Raw genomic sequence first — 22,066 nt, 5'->3', positions numbered from 1 at the left:
CGTTCACGCCGCCCCGGGTTCAGGGCACGGTCAGGCCGGGTGCTCGGCGGCCGATCGGCCCGAGGCGGGGCGGCCCTCGCACCGGGCCGCCACCGGCGGTCCGTGCGGGCGGCAGCCGGTCACCGAAGAACGCAGCAAGGATGCTGGGCCGGGGGCAGCCGCTCCACCCGGCGGGTCAACGTCCGTCCGGGCGGAGCGGGACGACGTTCGGGTGAGAGCTCGGGTCTGTGTCTGCGGGTTTCCCGAGGATCAGAACGGCGGCCGCGAGTGCGGTCTGCTCGGCGCGTCGGCGGGATTGCGCTTCGGCGGCTCGGGATTCCTTGAGGGCGCCCTTGAGGCGGGCGACTTCCCGACGGAGGCGCTTTTCGGTTTCGGGTGTCTGGTGGGTCTGCGAGCGGACGCGTGCGTAGAACTCCTCCTTGAGATCCGCGTGGCGCTTCATGAGGGCCATCCGGTGAACGCCGGCTTCGACGGTGAGCGCGGCGACGGTGAGGCTGCCGTTGGAGCGCGTGGGCCGGCCCTGGGGCTGAAGGGCTGCCTGTCCGGGACACCGACCAGGAGCGGCTTCGCCCGCCCGGGGAGGGACTCTGCCCTGGTTGCCGCTACGCGGCGAGAGGCAGGTCGTCGTCGCCTCGGGGGGACGGCGCGGAGCGGGTCCGACTGGGCGTGGTCGAGTGCTCGGGCGAGGGCGTTGACGGCCTGGTCGGCGGAGTCTTTGAAGAGGTGGCCGTAGAGGTTGATGGTGGTCGCCAGGGTGGCGTGGCGCAGGGCGCCCGAGTGATGGTGATCCATCACGCAATGTAGTGCAATGGGGCAGATGGCACGGAACTCCGGTCCGGCCAACCTGTTCATTGCGTGTGAGTCTTTGGGGCAGATGCCGGCTGTCGTAGGGAGGGATCCCATGGTTCAGCAGTTCATGAGCGCCAGGGAGACCGCAGAGTTTCTGAACATGTCCCTGGCCTGGGTCTATCGCGACGCTCCGCGTCTTGGTCTCGTGCCCTACAAGTTCGGGTGCGGGAGGAACGCCAAGTTGCAGTTCAAGGTGTCGGAGGTCCAAGCCTGGGTCAAGCAGCAGAGGACGCGGGTGGCATAGACCCGGAGAGTGGGAGGGCCGGTCCGTCGGGTCGGCCCTCCCACGCGCTCAGGCAGCCAGGCCGAGGTCGAGGAGCTCGGCGGCGCGGCTGATGGAGCCGGGCATGAGGTGGCGGTAGAAGGTGAAGGTGATCTGGACGTTGCGGTGGCCCATCCACTCCGCGACGTCGGTGATCGGTATGCCGTTGCTCAGGCAGTTCGACGCGAAGAAGTGGCGCAGGCCGTAGAGCACCATGCCTTCGGGGATGTCCACCAGTCCGGAGGCTTTGACCTTCCTCCACTGCGTGGTGATGATGTGGTGCGGCATGGCGAGCGTGATGTCTTTCGGATTTCGCAGCAGGTAGCCGTCGACGGTTCCGTAGGTGTCCGCGTAGCGCTCGATGGCGTGCCGGGTGCGCGTCGGCAGCGGTACGTCGCGGTACTCGTTGGCCTTGCGGTGCTTCAGGCGGGCGTAGCTCTTGGTGGCCTGGTTGACCTGCTCGTGGACGCGGTAGACGTCGTCGGCGACGATGTTGTTGATGTTGACGGCATAGGCCTCGCCGTTCCGCAGGCCGCAACCGCTCATGAGTTCCGCGACAAGGCGGAAGACGTCGTCGCCGGCGGTCCGGATGCTCTGCAGTTGCGGGCCGGAGGGGATCACCGCTCGCGCGGGGTCGTACTGAGGGGGCCGGACGCCCTTCAGAGGGCTGTCCTCGTAGAGCCCGAGCCGGTGCGCGTCCGAGAGGATCGTCTTCAGGCGGATGAACGCGTTGGTCTGGGCGGCGAGACCGACCCCGTTGCGCTCCATCTCCGTGATGAAGGCTTCCACGACCTTGTGGTCGAAGGTTCCCATGCGGCGGCTCGCGAAGGCGGGAAACAGGTGGTTCTTGAGCGTGGATTCGGTGTTCCGCAGCGTGGTCGGGCTCTGGTGCCGCTGGCCCTTGAGCCAATCGGCGGTGTAGGCCGCGAACTGCATGCTGCCGTACTTCTTGATGCGTTCCGCCTTGTGCACGCTCATCGGGGAGCTCTTGCGCGCGTGGTAGACCTCGGCGAGGCGGCTCTTCGCCAGCTCCTGGGTGGTGAAGCCGGACTCCTCGGTCTGCCGGCCCGACGCGTTGCGGTACCTGATCGTGTACTCGTGCGGGCACTTGCTCCAGCGGGAGCTCGGGTGCTCGCACTCCTTGAAGAAACTGCCCATGCCGCGGACGAGACCTGTGCTTGCCATGACGGCTGACCCCCGGAGTCTTGCTGACCTTTTGCTGACCCCGGATGGTCGATCATGCCTCTGAGCTGGGCGGAAACGCCGAGCGCGTGATAACAAGGGGAACTACCGCCGCCTGCAGAAGGCCAAGGACACCTGGGACCGCAAGAACGTCTTCCACCACGCCCAGTCGGTGACCCTGCCGTCCTGACGGCCCGCGCGGAGCGTGTCCGCACCGGTGGGTGGGCTCGGGCGGACGGGGGTGGACAGGGCCGGACAGCTTCCGGTGGCTGTCCGGCCTGGAAAGTGGACAGCGGACCGGGCGAACCTGTGCGGCATGGAGAACACAGCGAAGAAGCCCTACCTGACCGGCCACTACACCCCCGTCGCGGACGAGATCACCGCCACCGGCCTCGCCGTGGAGGGCACCCTGCCGCCCGAGCTGAGCGGCCGCCTGCTGCGCAACGGCCACAACCCCAAGCCGGGCGTCACCCCCACCCACTGGTTCAAGGGCAGCGGCATGGTCCACGGCATCCGGCTCCGGGAGGGGCGGGCGGAGTGGTACCGCAACCGCTGGGTGCGCACCCCCGCACTCGAAGGCGCCCCCTACATGACCGAGAAGGGCCCCGACTTCACCGCCAGCGCGGCGGGGACCCACATCATCGAGCACGCCGGACGGCTGCTCGCGCTGTGCGAGTCGAACTTCCCCTTCGAGCTGACCCCCGAGCTGGAGACGGTCGGCGCCTTCGACTTCGACGGCAAGCTGTCCGGGATGATGACGGCTCACCCCAAGGAGGACCCGGTGACGGGTGAGCTCCACTTCTTCGGGTCCTCGCCCCTCCCGCCCTACCTGATGTACTACGTCTGCGACGCCAAGGGCGAGATCGTCCACAGCGCGGAGGTTCCGCAGGCGAGTGCCTCCCTCAAGCACGACTTCGCCATCACCCGCCGTCATGTGGTGTTCATCGAGGGCAATGTCACCTTCGACCCCACCGAGCACTCCGGCATCCCCTACGGCTGGAGCGACCGGCAGCCCGCCCGGATAGGCGTCATGCCCAGGGGAGCCGACGGCGCCCGCCACATCCGCTGGTACTCCGTCGAACCGGGCAACATGCTGCACGTCTCGAACGCCTACGAGGACGACGCGGGCCGCATCGTGCTGGAGGGGCCCACCGTGGACGAGGAGGGCTTCCGGCTCTCCTGGAACTGGTGGATCGGCGCCCCCGGACGCGGCGCCGAGCCCAACGCCCGCTCCTACATCCGCCGCTGGGTCATCGACCCGGCAGCCGGCAGCGTGGACGAGCGCATCGTCGACGACCTCGCGGTGGAGTTCCCGACCCTCAACGAGGCCTACCTGGGCGCCGAGAACCGCTACCAGTACGCCGTCTCCTTCCCCGACGAGAAGGGTTTCGGCGGCTACGGCATCGCCAAGTACGACCGCACCACCGGCGCCCGCCGCATCCACCGGGTCGGCGACGCCCGGCTGCCCAGCGAGGCGGTGTTCGTCCCCGCCGCCGGATCCACCGGCGAGGACGACGGCTACCTCCTCACCGTCGTGTCCGACCTCAAGCAGGACGCCTCGCAGTTGCTGGTCCTCGACGCCTCCGGCCTCGACACGGTCGCGACCGTCCACCTGCCCCGACGGGTGACCGCCGGAATCCACGGCTCCTGGGTCCCCGACGCCGACCTGGACGCCGCCGCGTCCTGACCGGGGCGCCGACCCGGTCCCCACCCACTGCGTCGACGGGCGCGACCGACGCCGCACGTCCCCGCACGTCACCCGCACGTCCCTGCATGTCCCCGGATGTCACCCGCACCACTGAGGAGAACCGCCATGTCCGCTGCCACCAACGCCCTGCTCGCCGAGCCGTGGAAGGCCCTGTGGAACAACGACCTGTCCCTGACCGACAAGATCATCGCTCCTGACTTCGTCGCACACGCCGCGCCCATCACCGGCTCCGGCGACGACACGGTGCACGGCCGGGAGGGCCTGAACGGCTGGGTCGCCGGCATCCACACGATCCTGCGCGACCTCAGCTTCGAGATCACGGTCGGTCCGATCGTCACCGACGACTACCTGGTGGTCCGTTGGGCAGCCGAAGGCACCTACGCCGGAGGCTTCCCCGGCGCGCCCGAGGATGCCGTGGGCAACCCCGTCCGCTTCACCGGCACCGACACCCTGCTGGTCAAGGACGGCATGCTCGCCGAGTACTGGGCCAACGCCGACAGCCTGCTGTTCGTGCGTCAGCTCGGTGTCCGCGAACTGGCCTGACCCACCCGCGGTCCCTGGGCCGGGCCCGGTCGGCGCCGCACCGGTAACAGTGCGGCGGCGGACCGGGCCCGGCCGCACCCTTGCGTCGCGGGTAACTCCCTTGCCGTGACAGGCCTCCGGACCGAGGCCGGTACCGCGGCGCTCACGATGGCGGCGCCGGTGGAGGGCGCCGCGGAACTCGCCGTGCTCGCCGAGGCGCCGCCGTGGTCGACACCGCGGCGTCGCCCAGCCCCAAGCCGCCGCAGTTCACCGCCACCCCAGGAATGCCACCGCTGCCGCACGACCCGACCGGCCGCAACCGGCGGTACGCATTCCTACAAGCCTCCCGCTGCTGTGCCGGGACAGGATGAACCTCGGAAGGACCCCGCAGAGGAGGTTGCATGATGGCACGTCTGCACGTGGGAACCACGAGGAAGCATCTGCTGGCCGTACCCTTCGCCGTCGCGGCCGCGCTGGCGGTGTGCGTCGCCCCTGCCGCGACCGCGGCGACCGCGGCGAGCGACCCGGGGGCCGCTCGGGCGGGCTTCTCGGCGCAGGCCCGCAGCCTCGGACTGGACAGCTCGCAGGCGAGGGACCTTCAGAACCGGGTCGACGGCTACCTCGCCAAGACCCCCGGGGCGAGCCAGGTGGCGGTCAACAGGATCGACCTGGCCGGGGGCGGCGAGCTGCTGCTCACCCTGCCGGGGGAGGAGCGCGCCCGCGACCTGGGTGCCGCCGGCACCAGCCCGGCGCTGGCTGCCGGCTGCCCTTACACCTATGTGTGCGCGTACAGCGGCGAGAACTTCACCGGCGACGAGCTGCGCCTGTTCACCTGCGACTACCTGGTCGGCATCAAGTGGGTCGGGACCGGGTCGTGGATCAACAACCAGCGGTCCACCCTGTACGCCAGGTTCTACGACCGCAACGGCAACGTCGGCTGGACCTCACCCGGTGGCTACAGCGAGGACCGTCACGCCCCGTGGGGCTGGGTCTACTGGCTCAGCCCCTGCTGAGCAGCGTCCTTCGAGGTCGGGCTGCCGGTCGTCCGCGCGCGCGGACGACCGGCAGCGGTGGGCGGCGGGTGTCAGCCGGGGGTGCCCGGCGGCGGAGCGGTGTCCTCCAGGAAGTCGAAGGCCAGCCCGCTGGACGCCTCGCCGCGGCCGGTGCGGCGACGGGTGGCGAGCCAGAGGGAGACCCGGCCGTCGCTCCAGCGGGTGCGGTTGAAGGAGGAGGTGATCCCGGTGCCGGTCTGCGGCACCTCCTCCTCGTGCACGAAGTACGCCCGGCCCTGGTCGAAGCCCTCGCGCAGCAGGGCCGTGCGGGCCGGCACCGGCTCGCCGTCGACGACACCGAGCATGGCCGCGCGCTGCAGGCGGATCTGGCGGTTCTGCCCCGGAACGTGCACCGGGAGGAACGGGATCCAGTTCTCCGGGACGGTGTTCATCGCTTCGTAGCGGACCGGTGCGGCGGCCGGCGGCGGCACCGCCGGCGGGTGCAGGGACAGCCGGTGGGCGAGGATCTCGGCGGCCACCTCGCTGCCGCGCCGGGGCTCGCCGGTGGGCAGCCGGACGGTCTGCTCGACGCCCCACACCATGTTCGCGCTCTCGTCGCGGACCAGCACGACCTCCTCCAGCACCGGGCCCTCGGCGACCTTGGGCACGCTCGACGGCAGCAGCAGGTCGGTGTCCGCCGGGACGGACGTGTCGCCGACGGTGTCGAGGGTGAACATCGACCAGCGCTGCCAGTCGGCGTCGTCACCCGCCCCGGCGGGCGTGATCCAGAGCTTCCGGCCGAAGACGTCGGTCACCGCCAGCCCGCGGATCGAGGCGACCGTCCCGCTGGGGAGGTCGCAGGGCAGCTGGAACCAGTCGTTGCTGTAGACCAGCGCGAACTCCAGGAAGACCAGCCGTGCCAGGTCGGTGCTGTCCGGCCGCACGGCGGCGAAGTTGGTGCGCCCGTCCTCGACCGCCCACCAGCGCGGCAGCGGCATGCCGGAGAACCGGACCGGCGCCGGGAACACGGTGCGGTTCAGCGGCGCGGGCGGCGGGGCGGCCCCGCCGAGCGGACCGGCCGGGTCGACGGAGAACGCGTGCCAGTCCAGCGTGCCGCCCGGGTACTCCTGCGCGGTCAGGACCTTTTCCGCCCCGCCGGCCGCACCGGCCGCGACCGAGAAGCGGTGCTCCAGGCGCGCCGGGTCCCAGGCGGTGTTGCCGGTGTGGGTCGCCGGGTCCTCGGTCGGCTGGTCGATCAGCGTGTCGAACCAGGCGGTCAGCCGCCGGGCCAGCCGGGCCAGCTCGTCGCGTTGCAGGCCCAGCAGCCCGTCGATCCCGTCGTGGGCGGGCCGGCCGCGTTTGAGGGCGAGGTAGAACTCGTAGCCGTCCATCCGGCGGCCGGCCACCGTCTGCAGGGCGGACCAGACCTCGGGGTGCGCCACCCTCGGGCTGTCGGCGTCCGCCCTCGGGTCCGGCAGGGCGACGGGGTAGCGGTCGATGTACTTCTGGCGGACGGTCAGACCGAGCAGGAGCGGAGCCCTGCCGATCAGCTTCATCCACCGGCGCCCGATCGCCAGCCGCAGGTCGAAGGAGATCCGGTCGGCGGCGAACGCGAACGGCAGCGGGCGCCGCTCCGCGACCGCCTCCAGCGGCCGGTCGGCGCGCAGCGCCTCCACCGCGCCGTCGGCGGGCCGGAACCGGCTCGGTGGCGTGGCGACCACCGAATAGGTCGCGGTGACCGGCGAGCCGCCGTCCGTGCCGCGGAACTCGCCCATCTGCCACTGCCGGGTGAGCATCCACAGCGGGTCGCGCACCTCGGCGCGCAGCGCCCGCGCGAAGTCGGTGGTGCGCGGCCTGCCCTCGACGCGGTTCCACAGGCCGACGGTGGGCGCGCGGCGGTTGTCCAGCGCCTCGCGGAGGTTCTCGATACGGGGCTCAGCCACGGGCCTTCCCTCGCAGGTTGGCGATCGCGAGATCGGTGCTGATGGTGATCGGCTGCCGGGTGGCCGACAGGACGGTGGCCGGCAGGAACTGGGCGTAGGCGGTGCCGTCGAGGTGGCCGGGCTCCACGGCCCGGACCCTGGCCAGGTCGAAGGTCTCCCGGACGGCGGCGACCAGGTCGTCCCAGACCCAGGCGCCGGTCCGGGTCGGCGGGACGACCAGCAGCATGGTCTGCGGGGGCTCGGAGTCCGGGCCGTCGTAGTGCACCGCGATCCCGGTGGTCTCCTGACGGGCGGGTACCACCTCGGTCCACTCGTCGAGCAGCACCCCGCACCGCCGTGCGGGGGCGAGCAGGGGCTCGGAGGCGTAGTGGGCGGTGAACAGCAGCCGGTCCTCCTCGATCAGGGTGCCAGCGCGGAACTCCATCGCCAGCCAGTGGTCGCCCGGGCGGTAGGGGAACTGCACCGGGGTCAGCTGCGGCTCCTGCCAGCCGGGGATGTTGCCGAGCAGTCCGCCCGGCCCGCGCAGGGCATCGCCCAGGGCGACGGCCTTCTCCCACAGCCGGGGCTTCTCCCGGACCCTGGCGATGCCGTGGACCCAGTCGTCCACCGGGAAGTCCCGGTCGAAGTCGTCCGTCAGGTGCTTCACCAGCGCGGGGCTGTCGGCGCGGGCCCGCTTCCAGTCCTGGACCAGTTGGTCCGAGGCCGTGAACTCGGGCACCACCAGGACGTCCTCGCCGAGCATCGCCACCAGCGCCGCGGTGGCCGCCCGGACCCGGTCGGGGTCGGTCACCGCCGCGTCGTACTCGGCGAGCGCCGTGTCGGCGGCGGCGAGCCGCCCGGTGACGTCCGTCCGCAGCGCCAGCGCCCGGGCCAGCAGGTCGCGGCCCAGTTCGACGATCCGGTCCTCGTACGGGGCCGGGTCCAGGCCGACCGGGTCGAAGGCGGTCAGCGGCAGCAGCGCCCGGACGTCGGCGACCAGGCCGGCGAGCGTGGTGCGCGTCGTGCGGGCGAGCCGTCGGAGCCCCTGCAACCGGGAGTCGAACGCCGACCTGCGGCCGGCGACGGTGACGCGCAGCTTGGCCGGGGTCGACGGGCGCGGGCTGGTCGGCGTGGTGGTGAGCAGCCGTTCGGTCTGCTCCAGCAGCCGGAACCGGTCCTCGGTCGGCGTGGACGCGGGCAGCGCGTCGTACCGGGCCAGCAGGGCGTCCGCCTCGGCGAGCGAACGCCCCATCCGCGCGGCCGCCACCGCGACCGCCGCCAGGACGTCGGCGAACACGCCGCGGCGCCAGCCCACCAGCTCCCCCCAGCCGCTGCGCAGCAGGCCGAACAGCCCGGCCGTGCCAGCGAGCTGGCTGTGGGTGGTGACCAGTGCGTCGATCCGGTCGAGCACCTCGTCGCGCCGTACCGGGGCCGGATCGGCAGGGTAGAGCCGCGTCAGCACGGTGACGTGGTCGGCCACCCGGGCGCGCAGGGCGTCGAGGCCGGTGCGGACGGCCGCGGGCCGCTCCCGGGGCACCGCGACCGCCTCGTCGGCCGAGCGGTCGACCCCGGCCGGCCCGGAGGCCGGGACGAGGTCGGTGGGCCGCAGCGGCCGGGAGGTGGTCAGCAGCGAGCGCAGCGACTCGACCAGCGGTGACACCTCGAACAGGGTGACCTTGCGGTCCACCCGGGTGGTGTACTCGATGGTCAGCGGGACGTCCGGGCGCGGCTTGTCCCGCGTGACGACAACGCCGAGGATCCGGTCGTCCAGGTCGGTCATCGCCGTCTCGCGCGCCGGACGCAGTGCCCACAGCAGGTCGATGGGCTGGAGTTCGAGGTCGAACTGGGTGACGTCGCTCCGGCGCGGCTGTCCGTCGAGCGGATCGGTCCAGGTGACCCGGACCGCCACGTCGCTCTGCGCCGGGAGCAGGCCGGGCAGCCAGTCGTTGACCGCCGGCTCGGCCTTGGCCCTCGGGCCGTCGCCGCGGAACCGGGCCGCGCCGGCGTTCGGCGGCAGCCCCGCGGTGAGCTGGACGGCGAACCGGTGGGTCAGGGTGACGCCGCTGCGCGGGGTCCGTACGACGGCGGGCTCCGGCGGGAAGCCCTCCTTGGCGTAGGCGTCCAGGGTCGCGGTGGCGCGCTCGGCGTTGCCGAGCAGCACCTGATGGGTGCTCTCGGCGACGGCGAGGTCGGCCAGCGCGTCGTGGATGTCCAGCAGCCGACGCAGCTCGGCGTTGATCGCGTCCTGCTCCTCGGTGGAGGCCGTCGGCAGGTCCGGGACGCCGAAGGGGTAGGTGGGCGCGGCCGGCGGGCGGGTGGCGCGGCGGACGAGTTCGAGCCCGTCGACGACGTTGCGCGCCTCGATCACGTCGATGTCCGCCCGGCCCTGCGGTGTCACCTCGGACAGCTTGCCCGCGCGCAGCGGGAACGCGCGCCGCAGCGCCGGGAGGAAGCGGTCGAGCTCGACGCCGGGGTGGTGGTCGTGCAGCCCGCGCTCGAACCGCCGGCCGAGCAGTGCCCCGAGCGAGTGGCCCGCGCGCAGCCCGTCGAGCAGTTCCAGGGCGGTCCGGACCCGCCCGGAGCTCAGGTTCACCGCGAACGAGCCGGGCGCGGCCGCCGTCCCGTTGGCGAGGTAACCGGCGCGCAGGACGGCGGCGGTGGTGGCGTGGCTCGGTGACGGGGCGTGGACGTAGCCGCCGTTGGCCGGGTCGTACGGGATCTCGGCGGCCCCGAAGACCGTCGCGAGCTGCGGGTCCAGCGTGACCGACCCGAGCGGGTGCGCGCGCGGCCGGACGTCCTCCAGCAGCCCGTACGCTCCGAGGTGGACGCCCGGCCGGGGCGCGCCGGTGCCGTCGGGCCCGAACCGCAGCTCGGCCAGCCGCTCGTTGGCCAGCCCGAGCAGCCAGGCGTCGAGCCGGTAGGTCGCGCAGTCGAGGTGCTCGGCGAGCACCCGTTCCAGCCGGGCGGTGGGCAGGTCGGCGAGCAGTTCGACGGCGCGCAACTGCCCGGCGAGCGCGGCGGTCGCCGGGCTCGATCCGAGCACACCGGGGACGAACCGGTGCACCAGGAGGTCCGGGTCGGTGCTGCCGGTGATCGCCGGGTCGGGGGCGTACAGCTGCCGGTAGCGGCTCTCGCTCACCGGCGGCGCCGGCTCCCCGGGCCGCTGGGCGCGGACGTGGACGAAGAGCGGGTCGGCGAGGGAGGGGGCCGGGCGGCCGGCGGCGACGGCGAGGCGCCGCCCGGCGTCCTCCCAGCCGAGCAGGACGGCGTGCCGCAGCAGCAGGTACAGCAGTGCGGCCGGCGGGCGGTTCCCGGCGAAGCCGTTCTCCAGCCGCACCGTGTCCAGGTCGGTGCGCCCGTACCGGACCAGCCAGTGCAGGTAGTTCCCGGGGTCGGGGCCGGCCGTGGAGGCGCGCACCGGGTCGGTCTCGGAGAGCGGGCCGTCGTCCACCAGCGGGGCGAGCAGCGGCTGTTGCGTCCCGGCGAACAGCCGGCGGACCAGTGCCGGGTCCGGGCGCTCCGGCGGGTGCACCTGGTAGCCGAGCCGGGCGAGGAGCGCGCGGATCGGCTGCGGCATGTGCAGCACGTCCTCCAGCACGGGCAGCACGGTGCCGCCGAGGCCGCCGAGGTTCTCCCGGTTGAAGACGTCCTCGACGCTCTGCGCGTACCGCTGGTGGTACTCGGCCGAGGTGGGGTGCAGGGCCAGGATGTCCAGCAGCCGCTGGTGCGGGTCCGGGTCGCCGCCGGCGAGGTGCGCGACCTTCCCGGCCGCAGCCCGCCAGTCGGTCAATGCCACGCTCAACAGCCGGTGCAGGGCGGTGCGGTGGGTCGACGCGGCCGGCCAGACCAGCCGGCTGAACGCGGTGGTCGGCAGGATGCCGTAGGGCTGGCGGCCGACCCGGACGGCCGGGACGGGGCCGCGTCCGCTGACGTGGCGGAGGAAGAAGTCGCGGGTGTCGGCGACGGTCTGCGGCGGTACGACCGGGTACAGGGTGGTCTGCAGGAAGTTGCCCCAGGTCGCCGGCCACAGCGCGGTGTTGGCGGCGCGGGCGTCCCGCTGGTCGGTCCGGTCGGCGTTCGGGACCCCGGCCAGGACCGCGGGGTCGAGGCCGAGGAGTTCGGCGAGGCACTGGCCGTCGGTCCTGGTGGTCCAGTCGCCGGGCGCGGCCGGGGCGAGCCCGGCCGCCGTGCGCAGTCCGGCGTCCGCCTCCTCGCGGGCGTCCTGGCCGGCCGGCGCCTGCTCGGAGTTGTTGGTGGGGGTGCCCTGGGGCAGCAGCGCGTACCCGGTCGGGCTGCGCAGCTGCCGGGTGACCAGCCGGCCGAGGTCGCCCGCGGACTGCTGCGGGTCGGTGCGTTCGCGCAGTCCCAGGACGACCAGCCGGTCCACGCCCCCGCGGTTCAGGGCGTCGAGCGGGACCCGGATGCCCATGCCGACCTTGCACGCCTCCTCGAAGTCGGTCAGCCAGCGCAGCGGCGCGGGCACCCGGAGCGCGCCGGTCTGCTCGTTCACCTTGAGCTGCTCGGCGGGCGGTGTGCTCGGATCGGGGCCGACCACGAGTTCGTCGGGCACCGGCTTGCCGGGGACGGCGAAGACCTGGGTGTCGCCGACGTACCCGAGCGCCGTGAACCTGTCGGGCAGCAGTCCGGCCCTGGGGGCCCTGGTCCAGGAGTCCTGGGCCACCTGGGCCGGGCGCGGCAGCACCAGGAAGGCGACCACGACGCCGTCGCGCGGGTCGGTGGGCGCGGCGTCGATCCCGGACGGCCGCCGGCTACGGACGGCCCGGGCCCGTTGCGGGCCGACGGCGGCCAGCAGTGCCGCGTCGGCGGACCGCAGCCGGGCGCGGTCGCCGTGCGCCCGCCACACCGCCGTCCAGTAGGCGGTGGTCGGCTGCCGGTCGGCGGCCGCGGGCGCGGCGGGGCCGGTGAGGACCAGCACGACGGTGTCCGGCGGCGGGGTCGGCGGCTGCTCGGCCGGGTTGGCGGGCGGGTGCTCCGCGCGCAGCCAGGCCGCCCGGCCGACCGGGACCCGGCCGGTGAACTCGTGCCACGCCACCTGCTCGGCGGCGCTGTCGCGGCCCGCCCGCCAGACCGCCGTCCAGTAGGCGCTGAGCGCGGTGAACTCGGCCTCGCCGGGCAGCGGCTCGAACTTGTCGACCGCCCACTCGTCCGGGAAGATCCGGACCAGCAGCTCGGTGTCGGTGAAGCAGGTCTCCAGCCGGACGGGGCCGAGCAGGACCGGCAGGTCGTCAGTGAGCGGGGCGGGCATCGGGCAACATCTCCTGTGCGTGGACGGCGATCAGTACCGGTGCCTGGAAGAGCATGTAGGCGATGTCCGCGGAGCTCAGCCGGGAGTGCCAGAGCGGCAGCGCGGCGTCCTCGCGGCGCTGCTCGCGCTTCTCCTGGTCGTCCTCGGAGCCGTCGAACCGGACGAGCGGGACCTGCACGCCCGGGTCGAGGCTGACGAAGCGCCGGTCCTGCGGGTCGATGTCCCGCCAGGAGAGGTCGTTCCACACCTCGACCGGGGTACCCGCGCCGTCGTCGGCCCCGAACCGGGGGTCGCCCGGCCGCTCCTTGATCACGAAGAACCAGCCGGGGTCCGACGGCGGCTTCCCCCGGGCCTGGTCCGCCGTCAGGTCGAAGCCGAGCAGGGTGATGTCCGGCTCCACCCGGGCCTCGTAGATCGGCAGCTTGACCAGCTCGGGGGACGGGCGGTCGCCGTCCGGCACGTCGGCGAGGACCCGCTCCAGGGCGGGGTCGACCACGCCGTCCTCGTTCGTGGCCCAGGCGGCGCGGTGCGCGTAGACGGCGGCCGTCGGGTACTTCTTGAGCAGCTCGCCGCGGATCACCAGGACGAGCTCCTCCTCCTGGACGAGGTCGCGGTTGTCGTGCGTGCCGAGCGCCGTGTCCGTGCTCCAGCCGTCCAGCCGGGTGATGTCGTAGAGGCGCTCCCGGCGCTCCGCGGCCGTCTCGCCGGGCCGGGGCGGCTCCACCCGGGGGTCCCAGAACTGGCGGAACGAGGAGCCGCGCTGATCGGTCGGGAACTCCCGCCACAGCAGCTCGCGGGCGAGCTCGTGGTTGAGCCCGGCCATGAACGCCTCGATGAACTCCTGGTCGGTCGCCAGGAGGGTGATCGTGTTCGGCGGGACCAGTCCGAGGTTGGGGACGAAGGTGTCCACCGACATGTCCAGCAGCGACTGGTACATCGGCAGGTCGATGACCGGGTACGCCATCGCCTCCAGGAAGCGCTCGGCGAAGGGCCGGAGGCGTTCCGGGAGCCGCACCCCGCTCAGCAGCTGCCGGGGCACGGTCTCGTCGGCGCTCAGTCCGGCGAGCATGGCGCCGGTGACCGGCGCGATGCCGAGCGGGAGGCGCTCCGGCGTCAGCCCGCCGACCGCGGCGGTGTCGAGCCCGTCGTGGAGGTCCCGGAGCGCCAGCTTGAAGAGCCGGGCCTCGGCGGAGTCCTCGCCGCCCGGTCGGGGCACCACCCCGTCCCCGGGCAGGCTGAGCACGAAGTCCGAGCTGGTCGGCAGCCCGCCCACCGGATCGGACGGCCCGGCTTCCGGCGCTTCGGCTTCCTGTGCTCCGGCTTCCTGTGCTCCGGCTTCCGGTGCTCCGGTCTCCTGCGCCAGGGGTCCGTGCGTTCCGGTCCCCGGTGCCCGTTCCGCCGACGGTCCGGTCTCCGACGGTGCGGCCGCCGACGGTCCGGCCGCCGACGGTCCGGGTGGGTGCAGGACGTTCCCGAGCTGCGCCGGGGTGACGATCGCCGCGGGCGCGGCTTTGGGCGGCGCGGCGACGATCCCGGTGGCCGGGTCGTCCATCCGGGGCAGCAGCGCGTCCGGCGACTGGTTGGCGGCGGCGAACGGCAGCCCGCGCATGAGGCGCGAGCGCGGCCTGGTGATCCGCCGCATCGGCGGCGACACCGGCGCGGCCGCGATCCGGCTGCGCGCCACCTCGAAGCCGACCGCCACCAGCTCGGCCGGCTGCGCACCGCCGGGTCCGTCGGCCCGTGCCGCCTCCGCCGGTCCGGTCGTCGTCACCCGGGAGCCGGCCGGCGCGGTCAGCCGCAGCGAACGCCCGGACGGCGGCGGGGGCACGGCGGCGGCCTGCGCGGCCCCCGGCCCGGGCAGCGCGGACACCGGCGGAGGGGCCGTCGGCGGCACCGGCGGGGCCAGGTGCTTGCCGTGCAGCACATGGCCGACCTCGCGGGCGAGCTGCGCGGCGCGGATCCGGGCGTTGGCCGCGAGCACTTCGCCGACCTGCTCCCAGGCGGCGGCCATGAACTCCTCCTGCCGCGCCCGGACCACCTGGGTACCGAAGTTGGCCGCGATCCGGAAGCGCGGGTCGAGGTTGAGCCGGTGCACCCAGTTGCGGTTCTCCGGTGCCGGGACGGGCGTGCCGTCCCGCCGGGACAGCAGTCGGGACGTCCGGGCGTGCCAGCGCCCGTAGAGCGGCGGGGTGATCACCGGATCGGCCGCGCCGGGCGGCGGCGCCCCGGCCGCTTGCGCCGGGCCGAGCGATGCGGCCAGCCGGGCGTGCGCGACCGCGGGCGGGTGGTTGAGGTAGTCGTCGGCCAGGTTGATCCGCCCCGCGAGGGCCTGCTGGAAGGGGTGCGGGTACGGCAGCGGGACGGGCGGTCGCGGGGCCGGCGGCGGCGGTGGGGGAGGCGTGGGGAAGCGGCCGTCCCAGTTGTCCCAGAGGTCCGGCTCACGGTCGGGCACCCGCAGGGCCCCGCCGAGCTTGAGCACCCCGCCGAGGGCGGCGGGCTCGGTGATCCCGGGCAGGCCCGGTCCGGGCGAGCGTCGGACGTCGACGTCGCGCCGCCCCACCCGGGGGTCGGGCTGTCCGGGCTGCAGCAGCCGGACCAGGTACTCGAAGTCGCCCGCGGTGCCGGTGCCGAAGAACCAGCGGTAGTAGTAGGGGAGTTGGCCGGGAGCCTGCCGGTTGGGGTAGTTCGGGCCCCAGGCGGAGTGAGCGGCGCTCGGCGCGGCACCCGGGTCGAAGCCGAGGCCGGCCAGCCGCCCGCTCTCGAACGCCGGCACCAGGAAGGCGTGGTACCCGGTACTCGGCCGCAGGTGCCGAGGACAGATCAGCCGCGAGCAGGCCCGGTCGGGGGCGGTGCGCAGCACCTGCCGCAGCGCGGCCAGCGTGGCGGGCATGTTCTCCGAGACGATCGGCTCGTCGAGCTTCTCGTCGACGTGCACGTGTGCCCAGGCGCCGAGCTGCTCCGGCGGCGGCAGCGTGCCGGCCGGGTCGGTGACGGTGACGAACGGCAGTGGCCGCCCGGGTGCCGCGCCCTCGGTGAACTCGCCCGGTTCGCCGGTCTGTCGGGGCCCCTCCAGCACGACCAGGGCGAGCCAGGGCCGCAACCGCCCGGTGTCCGCCTCGGGTGCCAGCGGGCTGTACTGCCAGGGGAAGTCCTCGTCGTAGAACTCGATGTGTGCCAGGTAGTTGGGCTCGGCGTTGGTGACCCAGGCCCGCGGCTCGGTCCGCGAGACCACCCGAGGGTCGATGCCGACGATGTCGCCGGGGCCGTAGAGCTGGACCTTCTGGTCGACGAACTGCTCCGGCGGCGGACCGGCGACGGGCTCGCCGGTCAGGTGCAGCCGGACCGGGATCTCGGCGCGGGTGACCGGGCCGGACGGGTCGGCCGCGATCCTGGTGGCGATGCCGCCGCGCAGCCACGGAAGGAAGGAGTAGACGTTGGCGGTCACGAGGCGGCCCCGAACACCTCGGTGGTGGCGGTGAGTTCCGGGACCGCCGGATCGGCGGCGGCGAGCCCGGCGCGGACCGTCCCGCCCGCGATCAGCACCCGGCCGTCCGACAGCGCGGTGGCGGCGAACGCCCAGCGGCCGACGGTCGTCCCGGCCGCGGTCGTCCAGGCACCGGTGGTGTCGTCGAAGACCAGCGCGCTCCGGTAGCCGACCCCGTCGCGCACCTCGGCCGTGCCGCCGACCAGCAGGAACTTCCTGCCGCCCAGCGGGACCACGCGGTGCAGGCCGCGGCCCCCGGGCGAGGCGGGCAGCGCCGTCCAGACCCCGGTGGCCAGGTCGAAACGCTCGACGGTCAGACCGGCGAAGGGGTCGAACGTGCCGTCGCCCGGGGCTCCCGGGGTAGCGCCGCCGAACACCAGCGCCGCGGTGTCGGAGGCGGCCACCGCCTGGTGCCGGCTCCGCGGCAGGACCAGGCTGCCGGTCGGGGTCCAGGCCCTGGTGGTGGGGTTGAAGAGCTCGCAGAACGCGAGCGAGGCGTCGTCGTGCCCGGAGATCGGCGCGGTGCCGCCGCACACCAGCACCTGACCGCCCTTGAACAGGACGGCGGAGTGGCCCGTCCGGGCGTCGGTCATCGCCCCGCCGTCCGTCCAGGTGTCGGTGGCGGGGTCGTAGATCTCGGCCGACCGCAGGGCCTTGACGGAGTCGCCGGAGCGCACCGCGACGCCGCCCGCCACCAGCACCCGCTTGTCGGCCAGCAGCACCGCGCTGTGCCCCCAGCGGGCCTCCCGCATGTCGGCGGCGGACTTCCAGGTGTCGTCGGCCGGGTTGTAGAGCTCGGCGCCGGTGAGGCCGGGCGACAGCGGCGACGCTCCGCTGGTGCCCCCGGCGACCAGCACCCGGCCGTCGTCGAGCCTGGTCACGGTGTGCAGCCGACGCGGAAAGCGCAGCGGGACGCCCGCCGTCCAGGTCGCGGCGGCCGGGTCGTAGACCGCGGTGCGGGTCAGGACGGCCGAGGCGGCGTCCGAGCCGCCGGTCAGCAGCACCTTGCCGCTCTTCAGCAGCACGGCGCCGTCGTACTGCCCGGACCAGGAGGCCGGTGACGGCAGGTCACCGGTCTTCGTCCAGGAGCCGCCGGCGGCGGCCGCCGTACTCGTCGTGGCGGCGATCGTGGCAGCGGACACGGCAGCGGTCGTGGCGCCGGTCGTCGCACCGGTCGTGGTGTCGGTCATGGCTCGTCGAACCCTTCGGGCTGGCCGTGGTCACGGCGTGAGGATCTCGGTGCCGGCGGTGACGACGGCGGCCTCCCCGGGTGCCGCCGGGCCGGAGAGCGTGACGCCCCCCGCGACCAGGACCCGGCCGTCGGCCAACTCGGTGGCGGCGAAGTCGGCCCGGCCGTCGGCCAGGCCGCCGGTGGTGGTCCAGCCGCGCCCGGCCGGGTCGTAGAGCGTCGCGTTGCGGAAGCCCCCGGCGAAGGCGGGTCCGGCGGTGCCGCCGACGACCAGGACCTTGCCCGAGCGCAGCCGCAGCGCCCGGTGCCCGCTGCGGCCGCCGGGCATGTCCGGCAGTCGGCTCCAGGTGTTGGTGCCCGGGTCGTAGCGCTCCGCCGACGCCAGGGGCGCGAGGGTGAACCTGCCGCCGGACGGGATCCCGGTCGCCTCGCCGCCGGTGACCAGGACCGAGCCGTCGGCCAGCACGGTGGCCCGGTGGCCTCGGCGCGGGGTGGTGAGGCTCCCGGCGGTGGACCACGTGCCCGCGGCCGGGTCGTACAGCTCGCAGAACGCGAGCGGGGCCGGTCGGCCGCCGGTGGCCAGCGCCCCGCCGACGACCAGCACCCGGCCACCGGGCAGGACGGCCGCGCGGTGCCCGGACCGGGCGTCGGCCATCGGCTTCGCGGGCGACCAGCTGCCGGCCCGCGGGTCGAACAGCTCGGCCGAGTCCAGCGTGCCCTCGCCACCGCCCCGGGCCCCGCTGCCACCGGCCACCAGGACCGCGCCGGTGGCCAGCAGGGTCGCCGAGTGCCCGGCCCGGGGCGTCCCCAGCGGAGCCGCCGGGCTCCAGGTGGCGGCGACCGGGTCGAAGACCTCGCTGGAGCCGAGCAGCTTCCCGTCCGCGCCGCGGCCACCGGTCACCAGGACCCGGCCGTCGTCGAGCACGGTGGTGGAGTGCCCCTGGCGCGCGACGGCGAGGTCCGGGACGGCCGACCAGGTCTTGGCCACCGGATCGAACCGGGCCGAGGACCCGAGCGCCCGGCCGGTGCCGTCGGTGCCGCCGGCGACGAGCACGGTGCCGCCGGCCAGTCGGACCGCCTCCGACCCGGCGGCCGCGACCGGCAGCGGACCGGCCGCCGACCACGCCCCGGGGGCGGAGAGCGGGGCGGCGACCTCCGACACCGGGACGACGTGCAGGGCGTCGGCCAGGCCCGGGTCCGCGGTGACCCAGTCGGCCAGCGCGTCGGCCGCCGTCGCGGCGCTGCGGAACGTGGTCGCGCCCCGGTCGACGTCCGAGGTCGGCGGGAAGGCCTGCAGGTTGTTGCGCCGGTAGGCGACCGCGAACCGCTGTCCGGTGAGTTGCACGGTGTCCTCGCCCGTGAACGGCCGGCGGCGCTCGGCGTCCTGCCGCGACAGGGCGGAGCGGCTGGTGCTGCTGCCCTCCAGCAGCTGCTGGTAGACGGCGGCGGGGACGTCGTGGAACCGCGCGCGGCGGGTCCCCGCCGGCGCGGCGGCCGGCCCGGTCGCCCCCGCCGCCCGGACCACCCCGGCGGCCCCCGCTACGGCGCCCGCGACGACACTCGCGGGGGCCGCCGGGGCCCGACGGGAGTCGATGATGTGCAGCTCGTAACGGGTACTGCGGCGGACCACCCGCGAGGAGGCGAGTGCCTCCCGCTCCGCGCTCAACTCCAGCCCGGCGTCCTGGTCCTGGTACGGCGCGGCGGACAGCTTGGCCGCGTCGTCCATGTCCTGGAACTGGGCCATCGCGAACTTGTCGTCCGGGGTGGAGAGCTGGACCAGGCCGCTGTCCGTCGCCGGAGCCACCGTGAAGCGCCGCCCGTCGCTCGGCCGCTGCGCACCGACGCGGTCGATCCGGACGTTGAGCGGGATCGCGCGCTGCTGCACGTACAGGGTGCCGAGCGGGTGCAGTACGAGCGTGTCGGTCGGCGGCAGCGCGCGCAGCGTCACCCGGCGGTCGCCGCCGCCGGGCGGCAGCACGGTGCGCCACCCCTCGACCTTGGCGATCTCGGCCGCGAGCAGTGGCAGCACCGCGATCGGCGGCAACGTGGTGTCGTGCTCCTCGCCCCAGCTGATGTCGAAGTCGGCGGAGATCTCCAGGAAGAGCAGTGAGATCGAGCCGCGCCCGCGCGCCCGCCACGGCGACGGACCCTCCAGCCGGAACCGCAGGTCGATGGAGAACAGCCCCACTCCGAACGCCTTGAGCGAGACGTCGGCGGCGATCTCGATGACGAAGGAGAACGGGGAGAAGCGGAACAGTGCGTCGAAGGAGAGATGACCCTCGACCCCGAAGTCGTCGAATCCCAGCCGGAGTTCCGCGGCGGCCCCGAACTGCACGGTGTTGCTGGTGAGGGCGAAGTACCCGGACACCCGGATCAGCGCCCCGGGCCGGTTCAGGATGTCGACGGCGAGCCGGTTCGGCACCGGGAACGGCAGCGGCGGCGGCCGGAACGACGGGTGGAACCCGCCGACCGTCAGCACCAGGTCCGGATTGTCCCCCCAGGCGACCAGCAGGCCCATACCGCCGTCGATCGTCATGGTGAGGATCCGCGACTCGAAGAGCTGCGCGAAGAACCACAGCCGCGACTTGTCGAACTCGACCGCGCCGATGAACGCGACCTTCAGGACCAGCAGCGCGAGCTCCTCGGTGGGCAGCGCGCACTTCAGCACCCCGAGGATCGCCAGGTTGCCCGGGATCTCGATCACCACGCCCAGTGAGACGCTCACCAGCGTCGGCGTGCCCCAGCCGATCTTCGCCATCGGCCCGATCAGGAACTTCCCCTGCTCGGGCGGGAAGAAGGCCCGCAGATCGCTGAGGATCCGCGGGGCGTTGGCGACGACGTCCTGCGGGAACATCACCGACTCGATCCGACCGGTGCGCACCCCCTCGACGAGCGCCTGGAGGTTCATCCCGCGGTTGAGGCCGATCAGGCCGCCGACGGCGAGCAGGGTGAAGCCGTACCCCAGTTGCAGGCCGAGGCCGCCGAACTCGGTGGTGATCACGATCAGCATCGAGAAGCCGTCGCTGCCGTCCGGCATCCGGGTGCTGATCAGGCCGATCGCCTTGAGATCGACGAACCCGGCGAACTTCAGCTCCAGTGCGCCGGAGTACTCGCCGCGGGCCGGGTCGGCCGACAGGAACCCCCCGCCGGAGATCACCCCGGTGTCGACCGCGAGGCCGATTCCGGTGGGCGGTTTGAACTCGAAGCCGATGTCCAGCGGACCGAGGTTGCCGCCCTCCCGGAAGCGCGATCTGACGATCACCCCGACCCGGTCGACCGCCGCCCTGACCGGACCCAGCTCGGCGTTGAAGGCGGTGGAGATCTCCAGCGGCACCGAGCCGTCCGTACCGATCCCCGCGCTCAGGTACAGCGTGGTGACCTCGATCGGGCCCAGCTCCAGGTGGGTCGGGATCGCCAGGTCGAGCGAGCCGCTGCCCTCCAGCCGCAGCCCGCCCGACGGCGACCAGAGCGCCCGCAGCTCGAAGTCGGACTCGATCCGCCCGCCGCCGGTGATCCTGCTGATGAAGCCGTCGCCCTGGGAGAGGTCGATCAGGACGTGACCGCCGGTGAGGTCGAGCCGGGCGGTGGGCTCGGCCGTGGCACTGCCGCCCGGCCCGGCCTGCGCCGCCAGCCCGAGGGCCGCGGTGAAGCGGTGGATCTCCAGCCGGGACCCGCCGGCCTTCCCCAGCAGCACGATCGGCGCGCCGTCGGCCTTCTCGGCGGTCAGCCCGAGCCCGGCGTCGAGCTGCAACCCGCCGGTGGAGGGGTGGAGTTCGATGCTCAGCGGCGGGCGGACCCGGGCCTCCAGGCCCGGTTCGAACCTGGTCCGCGCCTCGAAGGAGACCTTCCAGAGCGGATCGGGCCGGTACTCGCGGACCAGGTCCGCGGCGGCCACCACATCGGCCCGGGCGAGCAGCGAGGGCAGCGGCCCGGCCGGGTCGACCGTCAGCCGCAGGAAGAAGGCGTCCAGTACCCGCGGGCCGTCGACGGGCGCCTCGAAGTCGAAGTACCGGCCGTGCGCGTTGAGGTACTCGGCGAGGCGCCGGAACAGCTCGGCGCCGTCGAACCCGGGCGTGCCGAAGCCGAAGGCGTCGCGGAGGAGGTCGCCGGGGGCGGTGAACAGGGTGGGCAGCCGGTCGAAGTGGAGCGTGCGGCGGCGGACCGGCACCACCGTCTGGTCGGCCGGATCGGAGGCGCGGCCGACATCGGTGACGATCCCGAGCAGCGACAGGAGGTCGAGCGCGTTGCGGCTCCTGGCCTCGATGTGCGTGAGCAGCGCCCAGTCGAGGATCCGTCGGGGCAGCTCCTCGGCCTCGGCCCGGATCCTCGCCCGCTGGGCGTCGGTCAGACCGGGCGCTCCGGCCACCGCGGTGTCGAGGGCGGGCCCCAGGGCGTCGAGCGCGCCGAAGACCTGCCCGAGGGCGCCCAGCAGCGACACCCCCTCCAGGGCGATGCGCTCGGCGACGTCGGCCCCGATCGCCGCGTCCAGCCGCAGCACGATCGGGCCCAGGCCGCCGGCCTGCACGGCGATCGTGCCGAGCGGGCCGTCGGCGGCGCCGAGGCCGCCCGGCAGCCACAGGCCCAGTGAGGTGAGGAAGGACTGCCGCTGCTCGGCGCCGAGCAGTTGCTCCAGCGGCCGCAGGGCGTTGGCGACCTCCCGGGCGAGCAGTTCCAGGGTTCCGGCGGCCAT

At 74.0% G+C, this 22,066-nt stretch carries 11 protein-coding genes and 1 pseudogene; 5 read left to right on the top strand and 7 right to left on the bottom strand.

Annotated elements, in window-relative coordinates; all coding sequences use genetic code 11:
• Positions 1-175: 175 nt before the first annotated feature.
• Positions 176-451: a hypothetical protein gene (locus ACW14Y_RS04815; protein WP_456985981.1), complete on the bottom strand. Its 276-nt coding sequence runs from the start codon at positions 449-451 to the stop codon at positions 176-178.
• 450 nt (positions 452-901) lie between these two features.
• Between ACW14Y_RS04815 and ACW14Y_RS04810 the strand changes: the two genes are divergently transcribed.
• A complete protein-coding gene (locus tag ACW14Y_RS04810) occupies positions 902-1,093 on the top strand; it encodes a helix-turn-helix transcriptional regulator (protein ID WP_456985980.1) in 192 nt (63 codons plus the stop codon).
• Between the two features lie 48 nt (positions 1,094-1,141).
• On the opposite strand, the gene ACW14Y_RS04805 is transcribed toward ACW14Y_RS04810, so the two are convergent.
• Positions 1,142-2,296, bottom strand: a complete 1,155-nt coding sequence (locus ACW14Y_RS04805) for a tyrosine-type recombinase/integrase (protein WP_456985979.1) — start codon at positions 2,294-2,296, stop codon at positions 1,142-1,144.
• A gap of 106 nt (positions 2,297-2,402) precedes the next feature.
• On the opposite strand from ACW14Y_RS04805, the pseudogene ACW14Y_RS04800 reads away from it, so the two are divergent.
• The 4 genes and pseudogenes from ACW14Y_RS04800 to ACW14Y_RS04785 form a co-directional block, all read left to right on the top strand.
• A pseudogene (locus ACW14Y_RS04800) lies at positions 2,403-2,483 on the top strand (BBE domain-containing protein); the annotation flags it as partial.
• Between the two features lie 126 nt (positions 2,484-2,609).
• The gene (locus ACW14Y_RS04795) at positions 2,610-3,980 is read left to right on the top strand and encodes a carotenoid oxygenase family protein (RefSeq protein ID WP_456985978.1); all 1,371 of its coding nucleotides are present in this window, start codon (positions 2,610-2,612) and stop codon (positions 3,978-3,980) included.
• Positions 3,981-4,106: 126 nt separating this feature from the next.
• Positions 4,107-4,544 carry an ester cyclase gene (locus ACW14Y_RS04790; RefSeq protein ID WP_380299196.1) on the top strand — a complete coding sequence of 146 codons (438 nt, stop codon included), beginning with the start codon at positions 4,107-4,109 and terminating at the stop codon, positions 4,542-4,544.
• A gap of 380 nt (positions 4,545-4,924) precedes the next feature.
• Positions 4,925-5,536, top strand: coding sequence for a peptidase inhibitor family I36 protein (locus tag ACW14Y_RS04785; protein ID WP_380299192.1), 612 nt, complete (start codon positions 4,925-4,927; stop codon positions 5,534-5,536).
• Positions 5,537-5,607: 71 nt separating this feature from the next.
• On the opposite strand, the gene ACW14Y_RS04780 is transcribed toward ACW14Y_RS04785, so the two are convergent.
• Genes ACW14Y_RS04780 through ACW14Y_RS04760 form a run of 5 tightly spaced genes read right to left on the bottom strand, consistent with a single transcriptional unit; the run spans position 5,608 to position 22,066 of the window.
• Entirely contained in the window at positions 5,608-7,458 is a 1,851-nt protein-coding gene (locus ACW14Y_RS04780) for a hypothetical protein (protein WP_456985977.1), read from the bottom strand.
• Positions 7,451-12,703: a hypothetical protein gene (locus ACW14Y_RS04775; protein ID WP_456985976.1), complete on the bottom strand. Its 5,253-nt coding sequence runs from the start codon at positions 12,701-12,703 to the stop codon at positions 7,451-7,453. Before ACW14Y_RS04775 ends, ACW14Y_RS04780 begins: the two co-directional genes overlap by 8 nt.
• On the bottom strand, positions 12,684-16,148 hold the full coding sequence (locus ACW14Y_RS04770) for a hypothetical protein (protein WP_456985975.1): 3,465 nt from the start codon (positions 16,146-16,148) through the stop codon (positions 12,684-12,686). Before ACW14Y_RS04770 ends, ACW14Y_RS04775 begins: the two co-directional genes overlap by 20 nt.
• Positions 16,145-17,377 carry a Kelch repeat-containing protein gene (locus tag ACW14Y_RS04765; RefSeq protein ID WP_456985974.1) on the bottom strand — a complete coding sequence of 411 codons (1,233 nt, stop codon included), beginning with the start codon at positions 17,375-17,377 and terminating at the stop codon, positions 16,145-16,147. Before ACW14Y_RS04765 ends, ACW14Y_RS04770 begins: the two co-directional genes overlap by 4 nt.
• Positions 17,378-17,407: 30 nt before the next feature.
• On the bottom strand, positions 17,408-22,066 hold the full coding sequence (locus ACW14Y_RS04760; protein ID WP_456985973.1) for a DUF6603 domain-containing protein: 4,659 nt from the start codon (positions 22,064-22,066) through the stop codon (positions 17,408-17,410).

Source organism: Kitasatospora sp. cg17-2 (genome assembly GCF_054031055.1).
This window is presented reverse-complemented; position numbering and strand designations above follow the sequence as displayed.

Coding starts and splice junctions, on each gene's coding strand:
- ACW14Y_RS04815 (WP_456985981.1), bottom strand. CDS start 451: ATGGCCCTCATGAAGCGCCACGCGGATCTCAAGGAGGAGTTCTACGCA.
- ACW14Y_RS04810 (WP_456985980.1), top strand. CDS start 902: ATGGTTCAGCAGTTCATGAGCGCCAGGGAGACCGCAGAGTTTCTGAAC.
- ACW14Y_RS04805 (WP_456985979.1), bottom strand. CDS start 2,296: ATGGCAAGCACAGGTCTCGTCCGCGGCATGGGCAGTTTCTTCAAGGAG.
- ACW14Y_RS04795 (WP_456985978.1), top strand. CDS start 2,610: ATGGAGAACACAGCGAAGAAGCCCTACCTGACCGGCCACTACACCCCC.
- ACW14Y_RS04790 (WP_380299196.1), top strand. CDS start 4,107: ATGTCCGCTGCCACCAACGCCCTGCTCGCCGAGCCGTGGAAGGCCCTG.
- ACW14Y_RS04785 (WP_380299192.1), top strand. CDS start 4,925: ATGATGGCACGTCTGCACGTGGGAACCACGAGGAAGCATCTGCTGGCC.
- ACW14Y_RS04775 (WP_456985976.1), bottom strand. CDS start 12,703: ATGCCCGCCCCGCTCACTGACGACCTGCCGGTCCTGCTCGGCCCCGTC.
- ACW14Y_RS04765 (WP_456985974.1), bottom strand. CDS start 17,377: ATGACCGACACCACGACCGGTGCGACGACCGGCGCCACGACCGCTGCC.
- ACW14Y_RS04760 (WP_456985973.1), bottom strand. CDS start 22,066: ATGGCCGCCGGAACCCTGGAACTGCTCGCCCGGGAGGTCGCCAACGCC.